22 protein-coding genes and 1 riboswitch are annotated in these 23,665 nt (G+C 51.7%); of the genes, 16 read left to right on the top strand and 6 right to left on the bottom strand.

The window, feature by feature from the left end:
• Positions 1-32: 32 nt before the first annotated feature.
• Positions 33-1,004 carry a ribonucleoside-diphosphate reductase small subunit gene (locus ABDW36_RS14700; protein ID WP_343702670.1) on the bottom strand — a complete coding sequence of 324 codons (972 nt, stop codon included), beginning with the start codon at positions 1,002-1,004 and terminating at the stop codon, positions 33-35.
• Positions 1,005-1,123: 119 nt separating this feature from the next.
• Positions 1,124-1,336: riboswitch (cobalamin riboswitch) on the bottom strand.
• 324 nt (positions 1,337-1,660) lie between these two features.
• Here ABDW36_RS14700 and ABDW36_RS14695 point away from each other — a divergent pair.
• The 4 genes from ABDW36_RS14695 (at position 1,661) to ABDW36_RS14680 (ending at position 8,663) form a co-directional block, all read left to right on the top strand.
• Positions 1,661-2,221, top strand: coding sequence for an RNA polymerase sigma-70 factor (locus ABDW36_RS14695; protein ID WP_343702669.1), 561 nt, complete (start codon positions 1,661-1,663; stop codon positions 2,219-2,221).
• Between the two features lie 81 nt (positions 2,222-2,302).
• Positions 2,303-3,355, top strand: a complete 1,053-nt coding sequence (locus tag ABDW36_RS14690; protein ID WP_343702668.1) for a FecR family protein — start codon at positions 2,303-2,305, stop codon at positions 3,353-3,355.
• Positions 3,356-3,596: 241 nt separating this feature from the next.
• The gene (locus tag ABDW36_RS14685) at positions 3,597-6,974 is read left to right on the top strand and encodes a TonB-dependent receptor (protein WP_343702667.1); all 3,378 of its coding nucleotides are present in this window, start codon (positions 3,597-3,599) and stop codon (positions 6,972-6,974) included.
• Between the two features lie 24 nt (positions 6,975-6,998).
• Positions 6,999-8,663: a RagB/SusD family nutrient uptake outer membrane protein gene (locus ABDW36_RS14680; RefSeq protein WP_343702666.1), complete on the top strand. Its 1,665-nt coding sequence runs from the start codon at positions 6,999-7,001 to the stop codon at positions 8,661-8,663.
• Positions 8,664-8,723: 60 nt separating this feature from the next.
• On the opposite strand, the gene ABDW36_RS14675 is transcribed toward ABDW36_RS14680, so the two are convergent.
• Positions 8,724-10,277: a hypothetical protein gene (locus ABDW36_RS14675; RefSeq protein WP_343702665.1), complete on the bottom strand. Its 1,554-nt coding sequence runs from the start codon at positions 10,275-10,277 to the stop codon at positions 8,724-8,726.
• A 243-nt stretch (positions 10,278-10,520) separates the two neighbouring features.
• On the opposite strand from ABDW36_RS14675, the gene leuC reads away from it, so the two are divergent.
• The 5 genes from leuC (at position 10,521) to ABDW36_RS14650 (ending at position 15,830) form a co-directional block, all read left to right on the top strand.
• Entirely contained in the window at positions 10,521-11,918 is a 1,398-nt protein-coding gene (leuC, locus tag ABDW36_RS14670; protein ID WP_343702664.1) for a 3-isopropylmalate dehydratase large subunit, read from the top strand.
• A gap of 20 nt (positions 11,919-11,938) precedes the next feature.
• On the top strand, positions 11,939-12,538 hold the full coding sequence (gene leuD, locus ABDW36_RS14665; protein WP_343702663.1) for a 3-isopropylmalate dehydratase small subunit: 600 nt from the start codon (positions 11,939-11,941) through the stop codon (positions 12,536-12,538).
• Between the two features lie 8 nt (positions 12,539-12,546).
• A complete protein-coding gene (leuB, locus tag ABDW36_RS14660) occupies positions 12,547-13,626 on the top strand; it encodes a 3-isopropylmalate dehydrogenase (protein ID WP_343702662.1) in 1,080 nt (359 codons plus the stop codon).
• An 18-nt stretch (positions 13,627-13,644) separates the two neighbouring features.
• Complete coding sequence (locus tag ABDW36_RS14655; RefSeq protein ID WP_343702661.1) at positions 13,645-15,153, top strand: 2-isopropylmalate synthase; 1,509 nt, start codon at positions 13,645-13,647, stop codon at positions 15,151-15,153.
• A gap of 146 nt (positions 15,154-15,299) precedes the next feature.
• Positions 15,300-15,830 (top strand): ORF6N domain-containing protein, encoded by a 531-nt coding sequence (locus ABDW36_RS14650; RefSeq protein ID WP_343702660.1) that lies wholly within the window; start codon positions 15,300-15,302, stop codon positions 15,828-15,830.
• Between the two features lie 409 nt (positions 15,831-16,239).
• Here the strand turns inward: ABDW36_RS14650 and ABDW36_RS14645 are convergent, their stop codons facing one another.
• Together ABDW36_RS14645 and ABDW36_RS14640 are read right to left on the bottom strand one after the other, a co-directional pair.
• Entirely contained in the window at positions 16,240-16,866 is a 627-nt protein-coding gene (locus ABDW36_RS14645; RefSeq protein ID WP_343702659.1) for a hypothetical protein, read from the bottom strand.
• Positions 16,854-17,054: a hypothetical protein gene (locus tag ABDW36_RS14640; RefSeq protein WP_343702658.1), complete on the bottom strand. Its 201-nt coding sequence runs from the start codon at positions 17,052-17,054 to the stop codon at positions 16,854-16,856. Before ABDW36_RS14640 ends, ABDW36_RS14645 begins: the two co-directional genes overlap by 13 nt.
• 196 nt (positions 17,055-17,250) lie before the next feature.
• On the opposite strand from ABDW36_RS14640, the gene ABDW36_RS14635 reads away from it, so the two are divergent.
• On the top strand, positions 17,251-17,526 hold the full coding sequence (locus tag ABDW36_RS14635; protein WP_343702657.1) for a barstar family protein: 276 nt from the start codon (positions 17,251-17,253) through the stop codon (positions 17,524-17,526).
• 75 nt (positions 17,527-17,601) lie between these two features.
• Here the strand turns inward: ABDW36_RS14635 and ABDW36_RS14630 are convergent, their stop codons facing one another.
• Both ABDW36_RS14630 and ABDW36_RS14625 read right to left on the bottom strand, forming a co-directional pair.
• Positions 17,602-18,435: a DUF1080 domain-containing protein gene (locus ABDW36_RS14630; protein ID WP_343702656.1), complete on the bottom strand. Its 834-nt coding sequence runs from the start codon at positions 18,433-18,435 to the stop codon at positions 17,602-17,604.
• Positions 18,436-18,480: 45 nt separating this feature from the next.
• Entirely contained in the window at positions 18,481-19,155 is a 675-nt protein-coding gene (locus tag ABDW36_RS14625; protein ID WP_343702655.1) for a M15 family metallopeptidase, read from the bottom strand.
• 115 nt (positions 19,156-19,270) lie between these two features.
• Here ABDW36_RS14625 and ABDW36_RS14620 point away from each other — a divergent pair, with 115 nt between their 5' ends.
• The 6 genes from ABDW36_RS14620 to ABDW36_RS14595 are packed head-to-tail and all read left to right on the top strand — an operon-like array spanning position 19,271 to position 23,627.
• The gene (locus ABDW36_RS14620; protein ID WP_343702654.1) at positions 19,271-20,053 is read left to right on the top strand and encodes an SDR family oxidoreductase; all 783 of its coding nucleotides are present in this window, start codon (positions 19,271-19,273) and stop codon (positions 20,051-20,053) included.
• Between the two features lie 4 nt (positions 20,054-20,057).
• Positions 20,058-20,810, top strand: coding sequence for a hypothetical protein (locus ABDW36_RS14615; protein WP_343702653.1), 753 nt, complete (start codon positions 20,058-20,060; stop codon positions 20,808-20,810).
• Between the two features lie 8 nt (positions 20,811-20,818).
• Positions 20,819-21,673, top strand: a complete 855-nt coding sequence (locus tag ABDW36_RS14610) for a fumarylacetoacetate hydrolase family protein (RefSeq protein WP_343702652.1) — start codon at positions 20,819-20,821, stop codon at positions 21,671-21,673.
• A gap of 7 nt (positions 21,674-21,680) precedes the next feature.
• A complete protein-coding gene (locus tag ABDW36_RS14605; protein ID WP_343702651.1) occupies positions 21,681-22,010 on the top strand; it encodes an L-rhamnose mutarotase in 330 nt (109 codons plus the stop codon).
• Positions 22,007-22,831, top strand: coding sequence for an amidohydrolase family protein (locus ABDW36_RS14600; RefSeq protein WP_343702650.1), 825 nt, complete (start codon positions 22,007-22,009; stop codon positions 22,829-22,831). The genes ABDW36_RS14605 and ABDW36_RS14600 overlap by 4 nt, the downstream gene beginning before the upstream one ends.
• A 13-nt stretch (positions 22,832-22,844) precedes the next feature.
• The gene (locus ABDW36_RS14595) at positions 22,845-23,627 is read left to right on the top strand and encodes an SDR family oxidoreductase (protein ID WP_343702649.1); all 783 of its coding nucleotides are present in this window, start codon (positions 22,845-22,847) and stop codon (positions 23,625-23,627) included.
• The last annotated feature ends 38 nt before the right edge of the window (positions 23,628-23,665 follow it).

The raw sequence follows: 23,665 nt of genomic DNA, 5'->3' as shown, positions 1-23,665 counted from the left end.
GAATTTATGGGTGAATAATATATGGAGGTGAATTAAAAGTCTTCGTCGAGGCTGAACGTCTGGGTTTCCTTGTTGCCCATTACGCCGGCTTTCTGGTAATCGCCCACGCGTTTTTCAAAGAAATTGGTTTTGCCCTGGAGGGAGATCATTTCCATGAAATCAAAGGGGTTGGTGCTGTTGAACATTTTTTTGCAGCCCAGCGCCACCAGCCAGCGGTCTGCTACAAACTCGATGTATTGTTTCATGAGGTCTGCGTTCATGCCAATGAGAGCGGCGGGCAGTGCGTCTGTAATAAATTCTTTTTCGATGGCCACGGCGTCTCCGATGATCTCGTGCACTTCCGCTTCAGTGAGCTTGCCCTGGAGCATGGAGTAGAGCAGGCAGGCAAATTCGCAGTGCAGGCCTTCGTCTCTGCTGATCAGCTCATTGGAGAAGGTGAGGCCGGGCATGAGGCCGCGTTTTTTCAGCCAGAAAATGGAGCAGAAGCTGCCGCTGAAGAAAATGCCTTCCACGGCGGCAAAGGCCACCAGCCTTTGGGCAAATGTGCCGTTCTCTATCCAGCGCAGCGCCCATTCCGCCTTTTTCTTCACGGCCGGCACGGTTTCAATGGCGTGGAAGAGGCGGTCTTTCTCTACCGGGTCTTTCACGTAGGTGTCTATCAGCAGCGCATAGGTTTCTGAGTGGATGTTTTCCATCATGATCTGGAAACCATAAAAGCAGCGGGCTTCCGGTATCTGCACTTCGCTCATGAAGTTCACGGCCAGGTTCTCGTTCACAATACCGTCTGAGGCGGCAAAAAAGGCCAGTACGTGCGAAATGAAGTGGCGCTCGCCGTCGTTCAGGCTGGCCCAGTCTTTCAGGTCACTGGAAAGGTCAATCTCTTCCGCCGTCCAGAAACTGGCTTCATGCCTTTTATACTGTTCCCAGATGGCCGGGTAATTGATGGGCAAAAGCACAAAGCGGTCTTTGTTGTCTTTCAATAAAATCTCATTCTCGTTACTCATACAAATATTTTTTTATATGGTTTTACTGCCTGTTATTCACGGGGGGAGACGGAGATGCGATATCCTGTAAGTGATACTTTGAGGGTCAAGATCGCCATAACCTTATTCCGCGAAGGTTTTGACAAAAACGTTGCATTGGCAGGTCTCCTGGCTTTCCCTTGCCGGGTTCAGGCCTTCCCGCCCCGGAGGGCAGTGGCATTGGAGGTTTTTCCGGCATCTTCCGTTGTTGAACGGGGTTAGGGGATCACAGTAGCGCGTCTGCTCGTGATTCTCACACGATTCCCTATTAATTCACACGTTTATCGATAGAAGCCAATACAACGAAGTCAAGAACTGATGCAAATGTAACAATGAACCAAGGCTCGCAAACTCATAAGTTGCCCACATATGTGGATAAAGAAAAGAACGATTTTGGGAAGATAGCAGGGGTGTACATTCCGGACTTTTGCACACCTAAATGCAGGCATATGATATAAAATAAAGGTAGCATGTGTTCAAAAACTGGCATGCGGGTCTGTTCCTAACTAAAATTATAGTAGGCGATACCGTTAAAAAAGTACAGGTGAATGCTAATATCCTAGTAGGAAGGGATACCACGGCCCTGTAACTTGCAAATAGTGAGCAGGTAGCGTTCCTCAGATACAACAATTCCGCGGATGCAGATTTTAATTGACAGAATTTCGCAAAACAGTGATCAACTGGCGTTCCGCCAGCTATTTATGCATTACAGCGAGCGGTTAACGTTTTTTGCCGGCGCATTGCTGCGTTCCCGGGAAGAAGCGGAAGAAGTAGTGGCGGACGTGTTCGTGAAACTGTGGCTGCAGCGGGAAAAACTGGCGGAGATCCATCACTTTCAAACCTACCTCTACACCGCAGTACGCAACACTGCCATCAATTACCGGAGTAAAAACCGCCTGGTGTTTGATGAACTGGACCCTCACAGCACGGCGCTTACGCCTTACGTTATTTCTCCTGAAGAAACCCTCATCAGCCGTGAAAACCTCCAGCAGATAGAGAAAGCCATTAACCAGCTGCCCGTGCGCTGCCGCCTTATTTTCAAGCTGGTGAAGGAAGACGGGCTTTCTTACCGCGAGGTGGCGGAGGTGATGGATATTTCGATCAATACGGTAAACGCCCAGATCAGCATTGCCCTCAAAAAACTGAGCAGCGTAATAGACCTCAAAAAACCATTCTCCTTCTCGCTGGCCCGCAAATGAAACTTTTTTTTTTGACGCTTTTAACTGGACGGCTATAAAAAGCCTGTCTAACTATATAGTCACCTGATATTATTTGTTAGCATGGAACAAGAACAAAGGCTATGGGAGCTGTTCAGCAAGGAACTGTCCGGCAGGCTCAGTGATCAGGAACAGGTAGAGCTTGATCTGTTGAAAGCCAGGTTCCCGGAGGATGTGAAGCGGTTGGAAATGTTGGGCACACTGTCGTTTCGCAGCAGGGAAAGCCAGTCTGATGAAAGAAAGGAGGAACTGCTGGGCCGTATTTTTTCCTCGGTGGAAAGCAGTACTGCTGCGGAAGCCCCGCCCAAAAGAAGAAAAGTTTGGCTGGTGGCCGTTCCGCTGGCCGTGGCAATGGTGGCCGGCATCTGGTACTGGGCGGCGCCCGGCGGAGAAAAGGCCGCCCGGGAGTGGAGCACGGTACAGACCCGCAAAGGCGCAAAGTCAACGCTGACCCTGCCAGACGGTACGGTAGTAACCCTAAACGCAGGCAGCACGCTCTCTTACGCAGACGATTTCAAGAACGGGGCCCGGGAAGTGCGGCTCAACGGCGAAGGTTATTTCAAGGTGGCTCCCATGGCGGGCCATCCGTTTATTGTATATACCCGCGCGCTGGACATTAAAGTGCTGGGCACCGAGTTCAACATACAGGCATATGAAGAGGAAGGGAAAACGGAAACCACGTTGTTTTCCGGGAAGGTGGAAGTGATGCTGAAGAATGACGGGAAGCGTTACATGCTGCAGCCCCGCCAGAAGCTGGAAGTACTGCATATGGCGGCGGTCAGAGACACGGTGGCGCAAGCGCAGCCTGAAAAAGCGGTACGGCCGGCGCCGCAGGTGCAGCTGATGGCGGCGGAAACGGAGGGGCAAGACAGTACGCTGATAGCGGGCGCCTGGGTGGAAAATAAATTCGTGTTCCGTGATGAGCCGCTGGAAGTGCTGGCCCGCCGCCTGGAGCGGTGGTACAACGTGGAGGTGGAGATAGAGAACGAGCAGCTGAAACAAGCCCGGTTTACAGGCAGTGTGGAGAACGAGCCCTTGCCGCAGATATTGGAGATATTAACGGCATTGAAGCCGATACATTATAAGATAACAGCTAACAAGGTTACCATTTATTAACCAAAACTCGCAACAATGAAATACCTGACTAATTCCACATTTACCTTCCCCTAACCAGTTTGTTACAAGGGAATAATCAACAACGGGAAATGCGCTAACATTCCCCGTCTGATAAGTATGCAGGAAATCCGGCTGTCTTGGATTTCAGAGGATTTCCTATTGCCTGAACTTAACACTCAAAACTATGAAATTATTTACAAAACGCACTGCTCAAAGGCAGTTGTATCAACTATGTCTGATCATGAAGATGACTTTAGTACTGATGTGTCTCTTTCTGCAGGTGCATGCCGGGGCGTATTCGCAAAAACGCTTCAGCGTGTCTGCCAGCAATATGCCTCTGGGCAAGGTGCTTGACATGATAGAAGGCAAATCTGCTTACCGGTTTTTTTATAATAATGACGATATCAGGAACCTGCCGCCGGTATCCGTGAATCTCTCCAATGCCACGCTGCCGGAAGCGCTGAAGGCGCTGCTGCCCCCCGGGGGCCACCTGCAGTACCGGGTGGTAGATGACAAACTGGTGGTGTTGGCCAGCCGCTTTGAGGCTACCCAGTCCAAACGCATCAAGGGCCGCGTAAGAGACAATGCAGGCGCGCCGGTACCAGGCGCCAGCGTGCAGATCAAAGGCACCACCAAAGGCGCCGTTTCTGATGCTGAAGGCCGCTTTGAGCTGGAAGTAACAGACGATGCGGTGCTGGTAATTGGCATGATGGGCTACAAAAGGCTGGAACTGCCCGTGGCCGGTAAAACTGAGCTGGAGCTGGTGCTGGAGCCTGATATTGCCGGCCTCCAGGAAGTGCTGGTAGTAGGCTACGGTACGCAGAAGAAAGCCAACCTCACGGGCGCCGTGGCGTCCGTTGGGGGAGAGGTGCTGGAAAGCCGGCCGCTGGTGAACCTGGCGCAAGGGCTGCAGGGAGCGGTGCCCAACCTGAACATCAACCTGGGTAACGGTGCGCCGGGCAAGGGCGCTACATTTAATGTTCGCGGAACCACGTCTACGGAAAACTACGGGCCACTGGTGCTGGTAGACGGCGTGGTGATGGACCCCAACCTCATCAACCCCGCAGACGTTGAAAGTGTAACCGTACTTAAAGATGCAGGCTCCGCCGCTATTTACGGCAGCCGCGCCGCCTTCGGCGTGATCCTCATCACCACCAAGAACCCGAACAAGTATTCCACGCCCAGGCTCAGCTACAACAGCGCATATTCCATTTCAAGGCCTACCTACATGCCGAAATACCTCAATTCGATAGACTACATCAGGATGTTCCGTGAGGCTGACCGCACCGGCGCAGACGGCGGCCAGACCTCGTCAGAGCCCTTTACGGTAGAAGACTCCATCAGGGCAGACGCCTACTTCAAAGATCCGGCCAACAACCTGCCGGTATATCCTGACCCGAACAACCCCAACAAATATCGCTATGTAGGCAATACAGACTGGCTGGAGGTATTGTATCCCAGCTGGCAGCCCATGTGGGACAACAATTTCTCCCTCAGCGGCGGCTCCGGCAAAATATCTTACGTGGCCAGCCTGGGCTACCTGCACCAGAAAGGCCTGCTCAAAGATGCCAACCAGCGCTTTGACCGTTATAACGCTTCACTGCGGCTCAATGCAGAAGCCACTTCCTGGCTTGACCTGAATTTTAAGGCCGCCCTCAACCGCTCTAATTTCAATACCGCCAACGCCACCCAGTTTGCAGAAGGGAGCGTGAATGAATTTGCATTCATTCCCAGTGATCTCCGGCCCATCATGCCCGTGAAACACCCGGACGGCAATTGGGCCGGCCAGGGCAGCTTTACTAACATGATAGCGTTGATGCATGAAAACGGGCGTGTGAAGGAAGATAAAACAGACATCTGGCTCACCGGCGGCTTCGTGATCAAGCCGCTCCGCAACTGGCGCATTGTAGGAGACCTTACCTGGAACAACTATGGCTTCAACAAAAGCATCCACTATAAAGCCTACAAGGAATACGGTGTAGATGGCCGCCTGATAGGCACTTACCCCTGGACGAACCCTGACCGCCTGCAGCGTAACACGGCTACAGACGGCTACCATGCCATCAACCTGTATACGGAATACTTTACCTCCCTGGCCCGCAACCACAACATCAAGCTGATGGTGGGCTATAATGAAGAATTCAAAAGGAACCTGGCCTTTGGCGCTACCGCGCGCAACCTGTTAGACCCCACGTTGGAAAGCCTCACGCCTAACAACGATTTTACGGCCACTTCCGCCTCCGTGTATAATACCATCAACGAATGGGCCGTACGAGGCGGGTTCTTCAGGGTCAACTACGATTTCAGGGAAAAATACCTGCTGCAGCTTATCGGCCGGTACGATGGTACGTCCCGCTATGCCAGGGGCCGCCGCGAAGTGTTTACGCCTTCCGTATCCGCCGCCTGGCGTATATCTGAAGAAGGTTTCTTTGCCAGGGCAAAACCGTTCGTGAATGAGCTGAAGCTGCGTGCTTCTTACGGCACGCTGCCCAACCAGCTGAACAATAACAGTTACCCCTACATTGCCTCCATGCCTACCGGTACAACACCCTACCTGTTCGGCAACCAGCAGGGCGTGATTGTAGGGATGCCCAACCTGGTAAGCGCAGACTTCACCTGGGAAAAAGTAACCACCGCCAACATCGGCCTGGACATCACCGCGCTGAAAGACCGGTTGAGCCTGAACCTTGACGTGTATCAGCGTGAAACAAAAGATATGATCACTGCCGGTGTGGCAGTGCCCGCCATACTGGGTACAGCAGTGCCTTCCAGAAATGCGGCAGACCTGATGAATAAAGGCTTTGAACTGGCCATTGCATGGCGCGACCAGATAGGGAAAGACTTCAAGTACAACGTAACAGCCGTGCTGTCTGACTACCAGGCTACCATTACCAGGTATGATAATAATCCCAACGGTAATATTTCCGATCATTATGTTGGCAAAAAGTGGGGTGAAGTATGGGGATTTGTGACGGACGGTTTTTTTGCCACAGATGCAGAAGCTACGGCAGCAGATCAGGACGAGATATGGGGTGGTAAATGGCTGGCCGGCGATATCCGCTATGCAGACCTCAACGGCGATAAAAAAATAGGCCGCGGTAAAAGCACACTGGCAGACCCCGGAGATATGCGCATTATTGGTAACAATACCCCCCGCTACCAGTTCGGCCTCAACCTTGGGTTCGAATACAAGGGTATTGATTTCACCGCTTTCTTCCAGGGCGTTGCCAAACGTGATTACTGGGTAGGCGGCAACTATTTCTGGGGCTTTGACAGCGAGTGGAGCGTGCCCATGGTTTACCATACAGATTACTGGACGCCCTCCAACACAGACGCCTATTACCCGCGCCTCCGCTTTGGTGGCGGCGGCAACTTCCAGACGCAGACCAAATACCGGCAAAACGCCGCCTACACCCGCATGAAACAGCTCACGGTAGGATATACGCTGCCGGAAGACTGGGTGCGCCGCGCCAGCATCAAGCGCCTGCGGTTATATGTAACCGGCCAGAACCTTTTTACCATCACCAAAATGCACAAGGCGTTTGATCCGGAGCTGCTTGGCGTAACTGCCTATCCGCTCAGCAAATCTGTAGCGTTTGGCCTTCAGCTTGGTTTGTAATCGTTGACTTAAAACTTCGTTCCAATGAAAAAACTACTCTTCATTATATCCGTTACCGGAGCCACGTTCCTGGCCGCGTCCTGCCAGCGGGACTTTCTTGACCGCCTGCCGAAAGACCGGCTCAGTGAAGAAACCTTCTTCAAGAACGAGAACGATCTCCGCATTTTTGCCAATCGTTTTTATTCCCTGATGCCGGTACAAGGCCATACCAGTGATGATAACTCTGACAATTTTGTGCCGCGCTCACGTAACACTTTCCTGGCCGGCACCTATACGGTACCCAATACCGGCGGCGGCTGGGACTGGGGTAACGAACGTCAGGCCAATTTTTTTCTCACCCGCTATCAGCGTGCGGAAGCGGCAGACGCCGTGAAACAGCGATACGCCGCAGAGGTGAGGCTGGTACGCGCTTACCTTTACTGGCGGAAAGTAGTGCGGTTTGGGGATGTGGTATGGCTCAGCAAAGACCTCAACGAAAAGTCTCCTGAACTGTATGCACCGCGCAACCCGCGCAATAACGTGATGGACTCCGTACTGGCAGATCTCAACTTTGCGGTAGAACACCTGCCGCTGCCCGCCGCGGCGGAGCAAGACCGCTTCAATAAAGACATTGCCAACGCCATGAAGTCACGCATCTGCCTTTGGGAAGGCACCTACCGCAAATACCGCGGTCTGCCGGGCGCTACCGAGTACCTGCGTGACGCGGCCGCCGCCTCGCTGGAAGTGATCAACAGCGGCAACTATGCCCTGTATTCTACCGGCAACCCCACGCGTGACTATGTGAACCTGTTTTTGCAGGAAGAATTACGGGGGAACAAAGAAGCCATCATGGCCCGCCGCTATGTGAAAGACGTATCCATGCACAACGCTACGCGGCAGATATCAGACGTATGGCCCAGCTTCAGCAAGAACTTTGTGCGTTCCATTCTCTGTGCAGACGGGCTGCCCGTATCACTCAGCCCGCTCTACCAGGGAGATGACACCCCTGAAAACGAACGCGCCAACCGCGATCCCCGCTACACCCAGCTCATTGTTACGAGAGACTATGTAGTAACGCAGAACGCAGACGGCACTGCTGACAAGATCACACTGCCCCGCATTCCTGCGTCGGTAACGGGTTATGCCAGCGCCAAATACAAAAGCCCTGACCCCATACAGTGGGTGGCTAACCAGTCTACGTTAGATATGTTCATTCTCCGCTATGCGGAAACCCTGCTGAACTATGCGGAAGCCAAAGCGGAGCTGGGAGAGGCCAGCCAGGGTGTGATAGACCAAACCATCAACAAGCTGAGGGACCGTGTGGGCATGCCCCATATGATCATTGCTGCCCTGGTGAAAGACCCCGCCTCAGATTTTCCGGCGCTGCCCGTACTGCTGGACGAGATCAGGCGCGAGCGCCGCGTAGAACTGGCGCAGGAAGGTTTCCGCTTTGACGATATTATCCGGTGGAAAGAAGGCCAGCTCATTGCAAACCCTGAAACCATCCTGGGTATGAAGCTCACGCCGGCATTGCGGGCGCAATACCCGGCTTCGCAGGTGGCCGGCATACAGGTAGATGCCAATAACTACATCCGCGTGTATACAGACATCACTAACCGTACCTGGCATGACAAGCTGTATCTATACCCGCTGCCAACGCAGGAACTGAACCTGAACCCGCAACTGGCGCCGCAGAACACAGGCTGGTAATAAATGGTCGATAATTTGGAAAAGTACAAAAAAGAAAGGGGGCTTTTGCCCCTTTTTTTATTATATCCTCGGCACCTTGTTGAGGAACTTCTGCCTTATCACATCCTGTACGGGAATGCCTTCTATTTTGCTTTCCAGCCAGCTCACAATGTCAAGGTACAGGTAGCTGCGCCGCTCGTAAGGGTTTTTGGCAATCACTTCCAGCCTTTCTTTCAGCTCCTTGAACGCCGTACGCAGCGCTTTGGGGTTGGCGTACATGTTCTTGCGGAGGAATTTCAGGATCTCTTCCATCACCTGGCTAAGGTCTTTATTCTTGGCAATGAAGTGATATACGGATTTGATGAGGTACTCCACCAGGCTGTAGTTTTCCAGCTCGTAATGCGCTATAAGGTGCAGGATGCGCGCAAAACACTGGATGTCTGCCCGCAGGTTGCCGATGCGCAGGTGAATGATCTTGTTCAGGTAAACTATGGCATTGTTGTTATCCCCGCTGCCAAAGTAGAGGCAGGCTATTTTGTAGTAGAATACCAGTACACGGTGCTGGTCTACCGTCAGCTGGTGTTCCGATATTTTTTCTTCCACTTCCGCTACCAGCTTCAGCCCTTCGGTAAAAGTACCATCCAGGAAGTGGCTGTTGATCTTGCCTGTATACAGGTATACAAAGGCAGACGTGCGGGTGTTTTCGTTAAGGCTTTCTTCTTTTTCGTTGATGAACCGCTCCATTTCTCCCAGCACTTCAATGAACTTTTCATGGTTCATGGTATGGAAGTGTGCCGTAAGCAGGTTGTGGAGTGCCTTGATGTACAGGTCTACGTCCGTTTCCTTCAGCCGGGGGTATTCGGAAAACAGGTCTACCCACTTCTGGGTGTAACGGTAGTACATCGGGAAATCTTGCAGGATGTAGTAGTACCAGCAATAGGCCTGGTACAGATGCCCGCGCTCGTAAAAGCTCATGCTGCCCGGCTGGGTGGGGGGCAGGTTGGTCTCGAAGAAGCTTTTCAGCATGTGGGAATCTTTCTCATCCCGCGCGTGGCCCAGCTTGAGGTACATGCCGTACATGCGCAGGGCCAGGGTTGAGAGCCTGCTCACGTTGTTCAATTGCTCGTTGATCACCCGGCTTTCATCACTCAGCTCCTCCGCCCGGTTGTCAAGGCTGCGGGTAATATGACGGCTTTCTATCAGCTTTTCAAACTCCACCGTCTCAAAGTACAGCATGGTTTCCTCCTGTTCCCGCGCGCTTACCTTGGCCCTGGCCAGTATTTTGAGGCTCTGGTTGTACAGGCCCTTATTGTAGAGCACACGGGCATAGTCCAGCTGCTCCCGCAGGTCTATCAGCGGGTCTTTCGTTTTATACAGTAAACGCAGGGTAGTGAGCAGGTGTTTGTACAGGTGGGCCTTTACATTGCTTAACTGCTGTTTTTTAATGTCAGGCACTTTTTTCAGTATCTGCTCCTCATCGTACTCCTTCATCTTGTCCAAGGCCTGGAACAATTTGATAAAAAGTACGTCCTCTTTGGTGTTATCCCGGTTAAAAGCCAGCTGGAAATTCCGTTTTTCTGCCTTTGTGAGCGTTTTTATCAGTATGAATAGCGCATCGTTCTGCGTGTTGGGCATCGTTGTTACAAAATTGTAAAATGTTGATCTTCAATAAATTATTGGCTCTGTAGAACAGTTGCTAATCGTAATAATGACAAATTTAACGATCTGTGGTTTAAATGTGTCAATTAGATTTGATGGTGTAAAGGGTAAGGATTTACAAATATACGGCTTTACGGGCGAATGCGAACTGTTAGTGAATTAATAACATATGTGAACAGATCGTATACCTGGTACGGGCCTGTTAAACGAAAATGACGCATGGGGAAGACATTATTTGACAAGATTTGGGACAGCCACATTGTGGCCAGTAAGCCGGGTTTCCCGGATGCGGTGTACATCAACACGCACTTTATCCATGAAGTAACCAGCCCCCAGGCTTTTGACGGCCTGCGCAAACGGGGCATTCCCGTGTTCAGGCCGGAAAAGACCCGGGCTACGGCAGATCATAACGTGCCTACCATCAACCAGCACCTTCCCATCAGGGAGGCCCTGAGCCGCAAGCAGGTGGAAATGCTGGCCACCAACACGGCGGAGTTTGGCGTGGAGCTGTACGGGCTGGGCCACCGCTACCAGGGTATTGTACACGTTATTGGCCCGGAGCTGGGCATTACCCTGCCGGGCATGACCATTGTGTGCGGAGACAGCCACACGTCCACCCACGGCGCCTTCGGTACCGTGGCCTTCGGCATCGGCACCTCCGAGGTGGAGCAGGTGCTGGCCACCCAGTGTATACTGCAGTACAAGCCAAAACGCATGAAAATTGAGGTGAACGGGCAGCTGAAGAAAGGCGTGGTATCCAAAGACATCATCCTGTACATCATTTCAAAAATATCCGCCTCCGGCGCTACCGGTTATTTTGTGGAATACGCCGGTGAGGCCATCCGCAGCCTGAGCATGGAAGCCCGCATGACCATCTGCAACATGAGCATAGAAATGGGCGCGCGGGGCGGGCTCATAGCGCCAGACAACACTACCTTTGAATACATAAAAGGCCGCGAGTTTGCTCCCAAGGGGGAAGACTGGAACAAGGCCCTGGCCTACTGGCAAACCCTGCATACCGATGAAGATGCGGTGTTTGACAAAGTGCTCAGTTTTGACGCGGCAGACATTGAGCCGCAGATCACCTACGGTACCAACCCCGGCATGGGCATGGGCGTAACGCAGCACATCCCTTCCCTGGGAGACATTGAAGACAAGGAAAAACCGTCCTTTTCCAAATCCCTCCAGTATATGGACCTTGCCCCCGGCAGCAGCCTGCTGGGCAAAAAGGTAGACTATGTGTTCATAGGCAGCTGTACCAACTCCCGTATAGAAGACCTCCGCATGGTGGCCGGGTTTGTGAAAGGCAAAAAGAAGGCAGACGATGTTACGGTGTGGATCGTTCCCGGCTCCAAACAGGTAGAGGCGCAGGCCATAGAAGAGGGGATAGACAAGATATTTGAGGAAGCCGGCTTCCAGCTGCGCCAGCCCGGCTGCTCCGCCTGCCTGGGCATGAATGAAGACAAGATACCGGCAGGCAAGTACTGCATTGCCACCTCCAACCGCAACTTTGAAGGGCGGCAGGGGCCCAATGCCAGAACTTTCCTGGCCAGCCCGCTGACGGCCGCCGCGGCAGCCATTACCGGCCGGGTAACAGACGTGAGGGAATTGATTTGATGGTTTCTTAATGCAACACAATGAGCAAACAGTTTAAAAACCTGGTATCCACGGCGGTACCTTTACCGATAGAAAATATAGACACAGACCAGATCATCCCGGCACGCTTCCTGAAAGCTACCACAAGGGAAGGTTTCGGCGAGAACCTGTTCCGCGACTGGCGTTTTGACGAACAGGGAGCGCCCAAAAGGGATTTTGTGCTCAACAACCCGGTATACAAGGGCCGCATACTCGTAGCCGGCAAAAACTTCGGCTGCGGCTCCTCCCGCGAGCACGCCGCCTGGGCGCTGGGAGACTATGGTTTTAAAGTGGTAGTGAGCAGTTTTTTTGCAGACATCTTCAAAAACAATGCGCTCAATAATTTTATACTGCCCATACAGGTGAGCGACGAGTTTCTGCAGCAAATATTCGCGGCTATTGAAAAAGCCCCCGCGGCGGAGCTGGAAGTGAACCTGGAAGAACAGTACATCCGCATTGTATCAACAGGAGAGCAGCAGCAGTTTGACATTAACCCGTACAAAAAGACCTGCCTGCTGAACGGGTATGACGATATTGATTACCTGCTGAGCCTGCGTGAACAGATTGGCGCATACGAAACAACAAGACCATTCAATTTCTAAAACAATATATGGGAGTTACAAAGAAAATTCTGGTTATACCCGGAGACGGGATCGGGCAGGAAGTGACGGCCTGGGGAAAGAAGGTACTGGAGACGATTGCTGCCAACTACAAACATACGTTTACTTTTGATGAAGGCATGATGGGCCACGTAGCCATAGAAGCCACGGGAGACCCGCTGCCGGAAGAAACGCTGAACAAGGCCCGCCAAAGCGACGCTATTTTATTCGGCGCCATCGGCCACGCCAAATATGACAATGACCCTACCCTGAAAGTACGCCCGGAACAGGGCTTGCTGAAGATACGCAAGGAGCTGGGCCTCTATGCCAACCTGCGCCCCATCAAGCTGTTTGATGACCTGCTGCAGGCTTCCAGCATCAAACCTGAAATTCTGCAGGGTGCAGACATCCTCTTTTTCCGGGAACTGACAGGAGATGTATACTTCGGGGAGAAGAAACGGAGCGACGACCGCGCCACCGCCTCAGACCTGATGGTCTACCATAAATACGAAGTGGAAAGAATTGCCCGCCGTGCTTACGAGGCCGCCCGCACGCGCCGCAAAAAGCTCTGCTCTGTAGACAAGGCCAACGTGCTGGAAGCTTCCCGCCTCTGGAGGGAAGTGGTGCAGGAAATAGCCAAAGAATACCCGGACGTGGAAACAGAACATATGTTCATAGACAATGCGGCCATGCAGCTCATCAAAGACCCGAAACGCTTTGACGTGGTGGTAACCGGCAACCTGTTTGGAGACATCCTGACGGATGAGGCCTCCCAGATAGCCGGCTCCATGGGCATGCTGGCCTCCGCTTCTGTTGGGGACAGCGTGGGTTTTTACGAGCCCATCCACGGCTCCGCGCATGACATTACCGGCAAAGGCATTGCCAACCCGCTGGCCTCCATCTTGTCTGCCGCCCTGCTGCTGGATATTTCATTCGGCCTCAAGGAAGAGTCACAGCGCGTGATCCGCGCCGTAGACGCTACCCTGCGCCAGGGCTTCCGCACCATGGACATTGCCAACAAACATACGCCCAACGATTTTGTACTGGGTACAGACGCCATGGGCACACAGGTATTGAAGAATCTTAACTAACTAATTAATTCATACATCATGGACAACAATCGTGTTTACGTTTTCGATACTACCCTGCGCGATGGCGAACAGGTGCCGGGCTGCCAGTTGACCACCGTGGAAAAGATCATTGTGGCCAAAGAGCTGGAAGCCCTGGGAGTGGATGTGATTGAGGCCGGTTTTCCCATTTCCAGTCCTGGTGACTTCCAGAGCGTAGTGGAAATTTCCAAAGCCGTTTCCGCACCGGTCATCTGCGCGCTGACCCGCGCCAACACGGCAGACATTGACGCCGCCGCATCCGCCCTGCAGTACGCCAAACGCAAGCGCATCCACACCGGCATCGGCTCGTCAGACATGCACATCAAATACAAATTCAACAGCACCCGCGAGGCCATCCTGGAACGTGCAAAAGAAGCGGTAAAATACGCCCGTAAATTTGTGGACGATGTGGAGTTCTACGCCGAAGACGCAGGCCGCGCAGACAACGAATACCTGGCCCGCATGGTAGAAGCGGTGATTGCCGCCGGCGCCACCGTAGTGAACATTCCCGATACCAACGGCTACTGCCTGCCGGAACAATACGGCGCCAAGATCAAATACCTGATGGACAATGTGCCCAATATAGACAAGGCCATCATTTCCGTTCACTGCCATAACGACCTGGGCCTGGCCACCGCCAACACCATTGCCGGCGTTATGAACGGCGCCCGCCAGGTGGAATGCACCATCAACGGCATTGGCGAAAGGGCCGGCAACACTTCCCTGGAAGAAGTGGCCATGATCCTGAAAACGCACCACGCCCTCGGCTATACCACCGGCATCAACAGCAAAAAGATCTACGAGATATCCAACCTCGTATCCAACATGATGCGCATGCCCGTACAGCCTAACAAGGCCATTGTAGGCCGCAACGCCTTTGCCCACAGCTCCGGTATTCACCAGGACGGCGTGCTGAAACACCGCGAGAACTACGAGATACTCAACCCGGAAGACATCGGCCTGCAGTCCAATTCCATCATCCTCACCGCCCGCAGCGGCCGCCACGCCCTGAAGCATCACCTGGAAAGACTGGGCTACAAAATAGACAAGATCAATCTTGACGAAGTATACACCCGCTTCCTCGAAATGGCGGATTCCAAAAAAGAAATTACTGACCACGACCTCCAAACCCTCATGGGAGACGGCAACCAGGACCATTATGATGACAATAAAGGCATCAAGGTGACGCTGCTGCAGGTAGTTTGCGGAGACCCGCTGCGCCCCATGGCTACCGTGAAGCTGAAAGTGAACGGCGAAGAAAAAGAAGCCAGCTCTGCCGGCAACGGCCCGGTGAATGCCACCATCAACGCTATTCACGAGATCATTAAAGACAAGATCTGCATAGACGAGTTCAGCATACAGGCCATGCATGGCGGCAGCGAAGACGTGAGCAAAGTGAACATGCGCGTGCTGCATGACGGCAAGTCTTATTACGGCTTCGGTTACTCAACGGACATCGTGAACGCAAGCGTACATGCTTACGTAGATGCGTTGAACAAGATTTACTAAGGAGTTATTTTGTCTGTATAAAAAGCGCTGCCCTGGATTGGGGCGGCGTTTTTTTTAGAAAGGAGAAAATCTCTTCACCCATATTGGGAGAAAACTTCATCTTGAGTGAGAAATACTTTATTGTTGACCCATTAAAATATAATCCGATGACCAAGCTTATGTTGGCGACAGATGATGAAATTAAAAGTAAAATTTTGTCAATAAGAGGTAAGAGGGTGATGATAGATAAGGATTTAGCAGAACTTTACAGCGTACCCACCAAACGCCTGAATGAGCAGGTAAAAAGAAACTTGATACGTTTTCCGGAAGACTTCATGTTTCAGTTAACTGCTGATGAAAAAGAGGAGGTGGTCGCAAAATGCGACCACCTTAAAAATATCAAGTTCTCATCACATCTCCCGTATGTTTTCACTGAACACGGAGTAGTCATGTTAGCAAGCGTATTAAATAGCGATCAGGCTATTGCTGTAAATGTCCAGATTGTCCGTATGTTTGTTCAAATGAGGGAAGCTCTGCTGATGCACAAGGACGTCCTGCTTAGGTTGGAACAATTGGAGAAAAGAGTTACCGTACACGATGGCCAGATTGAGCTAATATTTAAGCACTTAAGGCAGCTATTGAGCTACCCTGCAGAACCACGTGTGCGGATCGGTTTCAGGAGAGAAGATACCGTATAACCGGCAAGCAACAGGGAACCTCTCACTGCATCGCAGCCATTATCAAAATAACTATGCCTATGAAGTTTTTGCTTGTGGCTATATTAAACATCACCATTTTCATCGCCGTCAGGTACTTATCATTGTTATCTGCTTTCTTATTCGGGATGGGCGCTGCTGATCATTACAAATATGAAAGTTATGCCTATATCCCTGGAACTGTTATACACCTGGCTGTTCTGTTATTCTTTTTTGTTAGGAAATATCGGCTTTATGGATGGAATTTCAAAAGTTGTCAATATTTGATACTGATATTAGTTATAGGTTTTTTATCGGTGGCAGGGTTTATGGGCTTGATTCCATATAAATTGATCCCCTATTAGCAGCGCTAACTAAAATTTCCTTCTTGCTTCGAAACAGTGGCTTGATACTACCCTGCAAATTCAACCTCTCTCCTTGGCATAAAAAAGCCTTTAATACAATTTGCATTCCGGACGCATATCTGTATGTGACTTTTTTCATAGATGCCGGAGCCATGAAAGACCGGCCCGCCCTCAATAAAGACGTTGCGGGTGGAGTCATACAGTTTTGAAGTGGCGCCAGATTGTTGTGTTTGTTGTTTTAGACGTATATACGAGTGCATGTACTCTATGGCAGCACAATCCAGTTCCCTGAGAATTTTGCCGTTGTGCTGATCATGCGGTAGATCTTTATTTTGGGGAAGGTCGATACCTGAATAAGAATAGATAGTTGCCATTCTTTGATAAGCTTTTTTAAGAGCGAGAATATGCTGGCTATCCAGGAGATCACAGCAATGACCAAGGTCAAGTACAGCTCCCAGCACCGCGGGTTGTTTTATATGCCCCCGTTTCATTTTTTCTTTGGCCCATAGTAACGCACGGTAGTAGTTGTTTTCCCAAAAGTACATCCCGGTGCCTAGCCAGTCAAACGGCGCTTTTGATATTTTGATATTATCCGGGTCAAGCAACAGGGTATCTCTCACCGCTGCATCACACCCATGAAATCCAAGTGTTAGAGAGGGTCTTACTTCGTACATTTGGCTTTCTGTTCATTAAATCTTTTAACAGCCATTCCCAGGTGTTTGTATGGCTCAGTATGCTCTCCATTCTCATCAAGTATGCCGGCGTTTCGTAATAAAAACAGTGCTTCCTCCTTTGTTTTAGGTGTTCGTGCACACTCATCAAACAGGGCATGGATTGCTTTGATATCTTTTTCAGTCATCATCTTTTTCCGTTTACACAAAATTACCCAAAGCATCTTTTCCACCCTAAAAATTAGCCCGATAATATCTCGCAAAAAGCATTGAATTTATCAGATTTGATAAATAATAAATCATCCTGATCGTCCCTCATTCACCAAACTAAAATTTCATTTTTGCTGCAAAACAGGCTAATTTTACCCACAATCCATACCAAGCGCCATGACCACCCAACACACCACCATAGACAGCCGCAAATGCCAGACGCTAGACGATTTCTATAAGACAATCGCCAAAGCTCTCGCATTCCCGGCGCACTTCGGCAACAATCTCGATGCATTGTCAGACTGCCTCTCTGAACTAAGCAACAGCAGCAAAATAGAGATAACGGATTTTGATTTTTTCCTGATAGAAGAATCAGACACTACCCGCAACAACGTGCTGGATGTATTGCAGGATGCCGCATCCCGCCACAACCTCAACGTGGTGGTCAGCTAGTCTCAATGATCACGCGGGAAGCCAATAAAAAAGCCCCGGCAAATGGATCACCGGGGCAATAAAAAAAGTTCGTCATTAATTCCGCCGCTTCTGCAGCTCCGCTATCTTCTTCTCCAGCTTCTTCCTGTCTTTCATATACGGCGCCAGGTCAAACAGCTCCACCTTGCGGTATTCTACCGGGTGGCTTTCGCTCTGCAGGGCTATGTAACCTTCTGACAGCAGCTTTCCGTCTTGCTTGTAGGCCGGGTCGTAGTTGGATACGTTGCCGCCGCCTATCTGCGGTTTTTCGTATACCAGCACCGTGTCTTTTTCTACAATGTGTTTGATGATGGAATCTCCCAGTACCAGCACTTCCGCGCGCACCCATACGTCTCCGCGATAGGTTTTTGACTTGGAGTCTACGCAATGCGGGGTGAACAGTTTTCCGTTCATCACCACGTTGGTGCCGGGTGTGCAGAGGTTGGCGGTGGTGCGGTTGCCGGTGCTTTTGCCGCCCAGGAGCTGCACTTCAATGGAAATGGGAAAGTCTTGGTCTTTGCCCATGCTGGAGGCGGGCTGGCAGTGCAGCATGGCGCCGCTGTTGCGGAAGGCCCAGCCGGGGCCGCCTTTCACCTGGTCTCCAATAAAGCGGTATTCCATTACCAGCAGGTAGGCGGAGAATTTCTTTTTGTGGAAAATGTGGCCGTACTGTTCATTGAAGGCCGTGTAGTTGTCGTAAGACACGCAGAGCTTGCCGTCCCGCACGCGGAAGGTGTTGCCGTTGTTGTCATTCAGGGGGTGGCCTGTGATCTTGATGTCCCAGTCTTTCAGGTCTTTGCCGTTAAAAAGCTGGTACCATCCGTTCTTGGGCTTCTGTGCTGCGCTGATGCCGCAGATGAGCGCAAGCCCCAGGGTCATCAGTAATTTCATTTTTACCATAGACGAGTAGCGAATTAGGCTGTTAAGCTATAAAAATTATTGCAGCTCCTCAAACCCGATGTCCATCAGCGGAAAACGGGAGGGGTCTTTCAGGTAGTAGTGCCACCATTCCGTTTCCAGGGCCACAAAGCCGTGGGCTTCCATGAGGGAGCGCAGCAGGGCGCGGTTCTCCAGTACTTCGGCGTCCAGGTCCATATAGTTGTGGTGGGCTTTTTCTGTGAAATCGTCATAAGGCGTGGGCATGGGCAGCTCCTGCCCGGTTTTGAGGTAAATGAGCGTAAGGTCTACCGCCACGCCGCGGTTGTGGCCGGAGCCGGTTTTCGGATCGGCGGCGTAACGCTCGTCCGGCACAATTTCCCACATTTTTTCCGTGACGCGGTAGGGGCGGTAGCCGTCAAATATTTTGATGCCGATGCCCATAGGCTTCAGGAACTCCTGCAGGCGCACCAGGGCTTCATAAGCTGGCTGCCGCAGGTACACGGCGGCAAAGGGGTACAGTGTTTTCTTCGTAAAATTATTGGGGGTGGCGTACTTTACATCTATAGCCATATTATCTACTTTTACGAGCCGCATCTGCCCGTCTGCCTTCACCAGCTGGTCATACAACTGCCGGGAGTTGACTACCGGAAGGCCGTATTTGTTAAGGGGGATTTCCTGCGCCTGCAGGTACAGGGGCGCCAGTAAAAGGCAGAGGATGAATACATTTTTCACAAAAATCGATTTAGACGATTTTAAAAATAGATAAAAAAGTACACAATGTGGCTAAAAAACAATAGTATTTAACCTTATAATTGAGGTATTTTAGAACCTTTAAAATTACACGAAGATGAGTTTTTTCCGGTTAGATGGAAAGGTGGCCGTTGTAACAGGCGGCGGAAGCGGTATAGGGCAGGCCATTGCCAAATGTCTGGCGGCCAGCGGTGCGCTGGTGCATGTGCTGGAGCTGAATGAGGCGGGTGGCCAGGGTACAGTAGATGAAATTAAAGCCGCGGGCGGCCAGGCGCAGGTGCATGGCTGCAACGTGGCAGACCAGGCAGCGGTAATAGCCGTGATGCAGGGTATTATCCAGCGCCGCGGCAAGCTTGACATCCTGGTCAACTGCGCGGGCATTGCGCATGTAGGCAAGCTGGAAAGTACGGCGGAGGCTGACTTTGACAGGGTGTTTGCGGTAAACGTAAAAGGTACGTATAACTGTATGTACGCCGTAATAGAGCAAATGAAAAAACAAGGCGGCGGCGTGATCCTCAACATCGCGTCCATTGCGGCCACGGTGGGTATTCCAGACCGTTTTGCCTATTCCATGAGCAAGGGAGCGGTAATGACCATGACGCTTTCCGCGGCCAAAGATTACCTGGCAGACAAGGTCCGCGTGAACAGCCTTTCTCCCGCCAGGGTGCATACGCCGTTCGTAGACGGTTTCATTGCCAAAAATTATCCGGGCAAGGAAGCGGAAATGTTTGACAAGCTGTCTAAAACGCAGCCCATAGGCCGCATGGCCAAGCCGGAGGAAGTGGGCTTCCTGGCCTTATACCTCTGCTCTGATGAGGCGGGCTTCATTACCGGTTGCGATTACCCGATAGATGGCGGGTTCATTAAGCTCAATAACTAGACCTATGAAAATAAGATATGCCGCCATGGCCCTGTTGCTGGCTGCTGCCGCCTGTAACAGCGGCGGGCAGAAGAACGGCGAAGGACCAACAGCCACGGATGAAGAAAAAACACTGCAGCCGGCCAAGCCTGCCGGTACCATGCAGGTGGTGATACAAGACAGGGATAAAGATACTTCCAGCGTTACTTTCCATTTCACGATAGACACCATGCGGTACGAAAGAACATATAAAGACCTGCCGCTGGTAAAGGACTTTCCGGATACGGCCATCTACCGTGTATTCTGGGACGAGCCCAACAGCGTCTGGATCGGGTTTATCAAACCCAACCGGGATACGAGATACTATCACGCGTCGCAGGAGGGAAAACGGCTGAAAGTATTGTGGGTGCCCTCTCCGCCGCAGAAAATATACCGGCACATGGAAAAGGTGATGGGCCTGGGAGACGTGATCCGCCAGCAACCGAAGCTCAGCCGGTATGAAAAGAACATCCAGTCCGGCCTCATCCTGGAAGACTTCATTGTTGCCCTCAAACCGGGCAGCAGCAAGGAGGTAACAAATGTGTACATGAAATTCGCGGGCGTGGAGCGCACGCTGGAAATGCCGGTGCCCAATGGCGGAAAACCTTACATACAGGCGCTGGCGGATGACGAGGTGATAGTGGGCGTGGAGGTGAACGGCGAGCTGGAAGAATTTTACCAGGTAAAAGTAGTAAACGGCCGCTTAGGCTATAAAACATTGCAAACAGTAATAAAATAATACAAGATATGAAACTGATCAGGTTCGGGTTACCGGGAGAAGAAAAACCGGGTGTAGCAACAGCAACAGGTATGTTTGACGCTTCCGCTTTCGGGGAAGATTTTGGCGAACGTTTTTTTGAAACGGACGGCCTCAGCCGTTTTGCCACCTGGTGGGCCGCCAATAGCGGCAAATGCCCGCAGGTGCCGGCTGGTACAAGGCTGGGTGCTCCCATTCAACGTCCTTCCAAGATCATTTGCATAGGCCTGAACTATGCAGACCATGCAAAAGAAACCGGCGCGGCCATTCCGAAGGAGCCCATCGTATTCTTCAAGTCTACCTCTTCACTGGTAGGGCCGAATGACGACCTGGTAATTCCCCGCAACAGCGTAAAAACAGACTGGGAAGTGGAGCTGGCCGTAGTGATCGGTAAAAAAACGAGCTATGTAGATGAAAAGGATGCGATGGATTACGTGGCCGGTTACTGCCTGCATAATGACTACAGCGAACGGGAGTTCCAGCTGGAAAGAGGCGGACAGTGGGTAAAAGGAAAGAGCAACGATACCTTTGCGCCGCTCGGCCCCTGGCTGGTAACAAAAGATGAAATTGTCGATGTGAACAACCTCCGCCTCTGGCTTACCGTGAATGGCAAGAAATACCAGGACGGGAGCACTTCCAACCTCATCTTCAACATTCCCTTCATTGTATCTTATCTCAGCCAGTTCATGACCCTGCTGCCGGGCGACGTGATCTCTACCGGTACGCCCGCAGGCGTAGGCCTGGGCCTCAACCCGCAGGTGTTCCTGAAAGCGGGAGATGTGGTGGAACTGGGCATTGACGGCCTCGGCGCTTCCAAACAAACGGCCGTGGCCTGGAAAAAATAATACGGCCATGAAAAGATATTGTTATACACTCGATCTCAAAGATGACCCGGCCGTAATAGCGGAGTATGAAAAGATACACCGCAGCATCTGGCCGGAGATCCACAAGAGCATTATTGACGCAGGCATTACCGTGATGGACATTTACCGCACGGGCAACCGCCTGTTCATGATCATGGAAGTAGACGATACGTTCACCTTTGAGAGAAAGGAAGCCATGGATGCGGCCAGCCCCATTGTACAGAAATGGGAGGCCTACATGTGGACTTTCCAGCAAGCCATACCCACCGCCAAACCCGGTGAGAAGTGGGTACTCATGCACCAGATATTTTCATTATGACCATAGACGCACACCAGCACTTCTGGATATTTGATCCCGAACGGGATACCTGGATGACGGATGACAACATCCGCAAAAACTTTTTGCCCGCAGACCTGGCGCCTGTGCTGGAAGCCAACGGTGTAGACGGTTGCGTGGCCGTTCAGGCAGACCAGAGTGAGGCGGAAACCAGTTTCCTGCTGCAGCTGGCGGCAGAAAATGATTTTATCAAAGGCGTGGTAGGCTGGGTAGACCTGCGCAGCCCTAACGTAACGGAGCGCCTCTCGCATTTCTGCCAGTATCCTTTGCTGAAAGGTTTCAGGCATATTGTGCAGGGCGAGCCGGACAAGGATTTTTTGCTGCGGGAGGATTTCGGGCAAGGCATTGCCGCACTGAAGCAGTTCGACCTGGCATACGATGTTCTCATTTACCCGCACCAGCTGCCCGCTGCCGTAGCCTTCGCAAAAAAGTTCCCGGAGCAGCGCCTGGTAATAGACCACCTGGCCAAGCCCGATTTCGAAACAGGGGAGCTGAAAGGCTGGGAGCAACATATCCGCGCGCTGGGCGCCATGCCCCACGTGCATTGCAAGCTCAGCGGCATGGTAACGGAAGCAGACCTGCAAAACTGGAAGCAGGATGATTTTATCCCCTTCCTTGATGTGGCGCTGGAAGCCTTTGGCCCCGGCCGTTTGATGTTCGGGTCAGACTGGCCGGTATGCCTCATGGCGGCATCCTACCCGCAGGTGAAACAAATAGTGACAGATTATATTGCCGGCCTTTCCGCGGCAGAACAGGCGCAGATCATGGGCGGCAATGCAGCAGCATTTTATAAATTAATTTAAACAATACATCAAAATGGATCTTGGATTACAGGACAAGGTGGTGATAGTTACCGGCGGCGCCAAAGGCATTGGGGAAGCGGTGGCAAAACTGGTAGCGGCGGAAGGCGGCGTGGCCGTAATTGCCGGCCGTAAAGAGGCAGACAATGAAAAGGCCGTGGCGGCCATCCGCCAGGCAGGTGGTAAGGCTTTCGGCATACAGGCGGAGCTGGGCAAGGTGGAAGATTGTAAAAAGGTGATAGACCTTACCGTGAAAGAGTACGGCAGAATAGACGGCCTCATCAACAACGCCGGTGCAAATGACGGGGTGGGGCTTGAAAACGGCAGTCCTGAAAAATTCATGGCTTCCCTGCAGAACAATCTTTCCCACTATTACAACCTGGCCCATTACGCGCTGCCGTATCTGAAAGCCACCAAAGGCAATATTGTGAACATCGGTTCCAAGGTAGCCACCACCGGGCAGGGCAACACCTCCGGCTACGCTGCTTCCAAAGGCGCCATCAACGCGCTTACCCGTGAATGGGCCGTAGAGCTGCTGCCTTATTCCGTGCGCGTGAATACGGTAATACCGGCGGAAGTATGGACGCCCCTGTACGAAACCTGGATCAATTCATTGCCCAACCCGGAAGAAAAGCTGAAGTCCATTGTATCCAAAATCCCGCTGGAACAGCGCATGACCACTGCGGATGAAATTGCGGCCATGACGGTTTTCCTGCTCAGCCACCTTTCCGCGCACACTACCGGGCAAATAGTGTATGTAGACGGAGGGTATACACATCTTGACCGTTCTATCAGTTAATACCGTGCATTAAAATTCCACTGATAATTATTCACTCT

The sequence above is a fragment of the Chitinophaga sp. genome, assembly GCF_039596455.1.
Classification (GTDB): domain Bacteria; phylum Bacteroidota; class Bacteroidia; order Chitinophagales; family Chitinophagaceae; genus Chitinophaga.
Note: the sequence above shows the minus strand (reverse complement) of the source record. Positions and strands in the feature narration are given on the sequence as shown.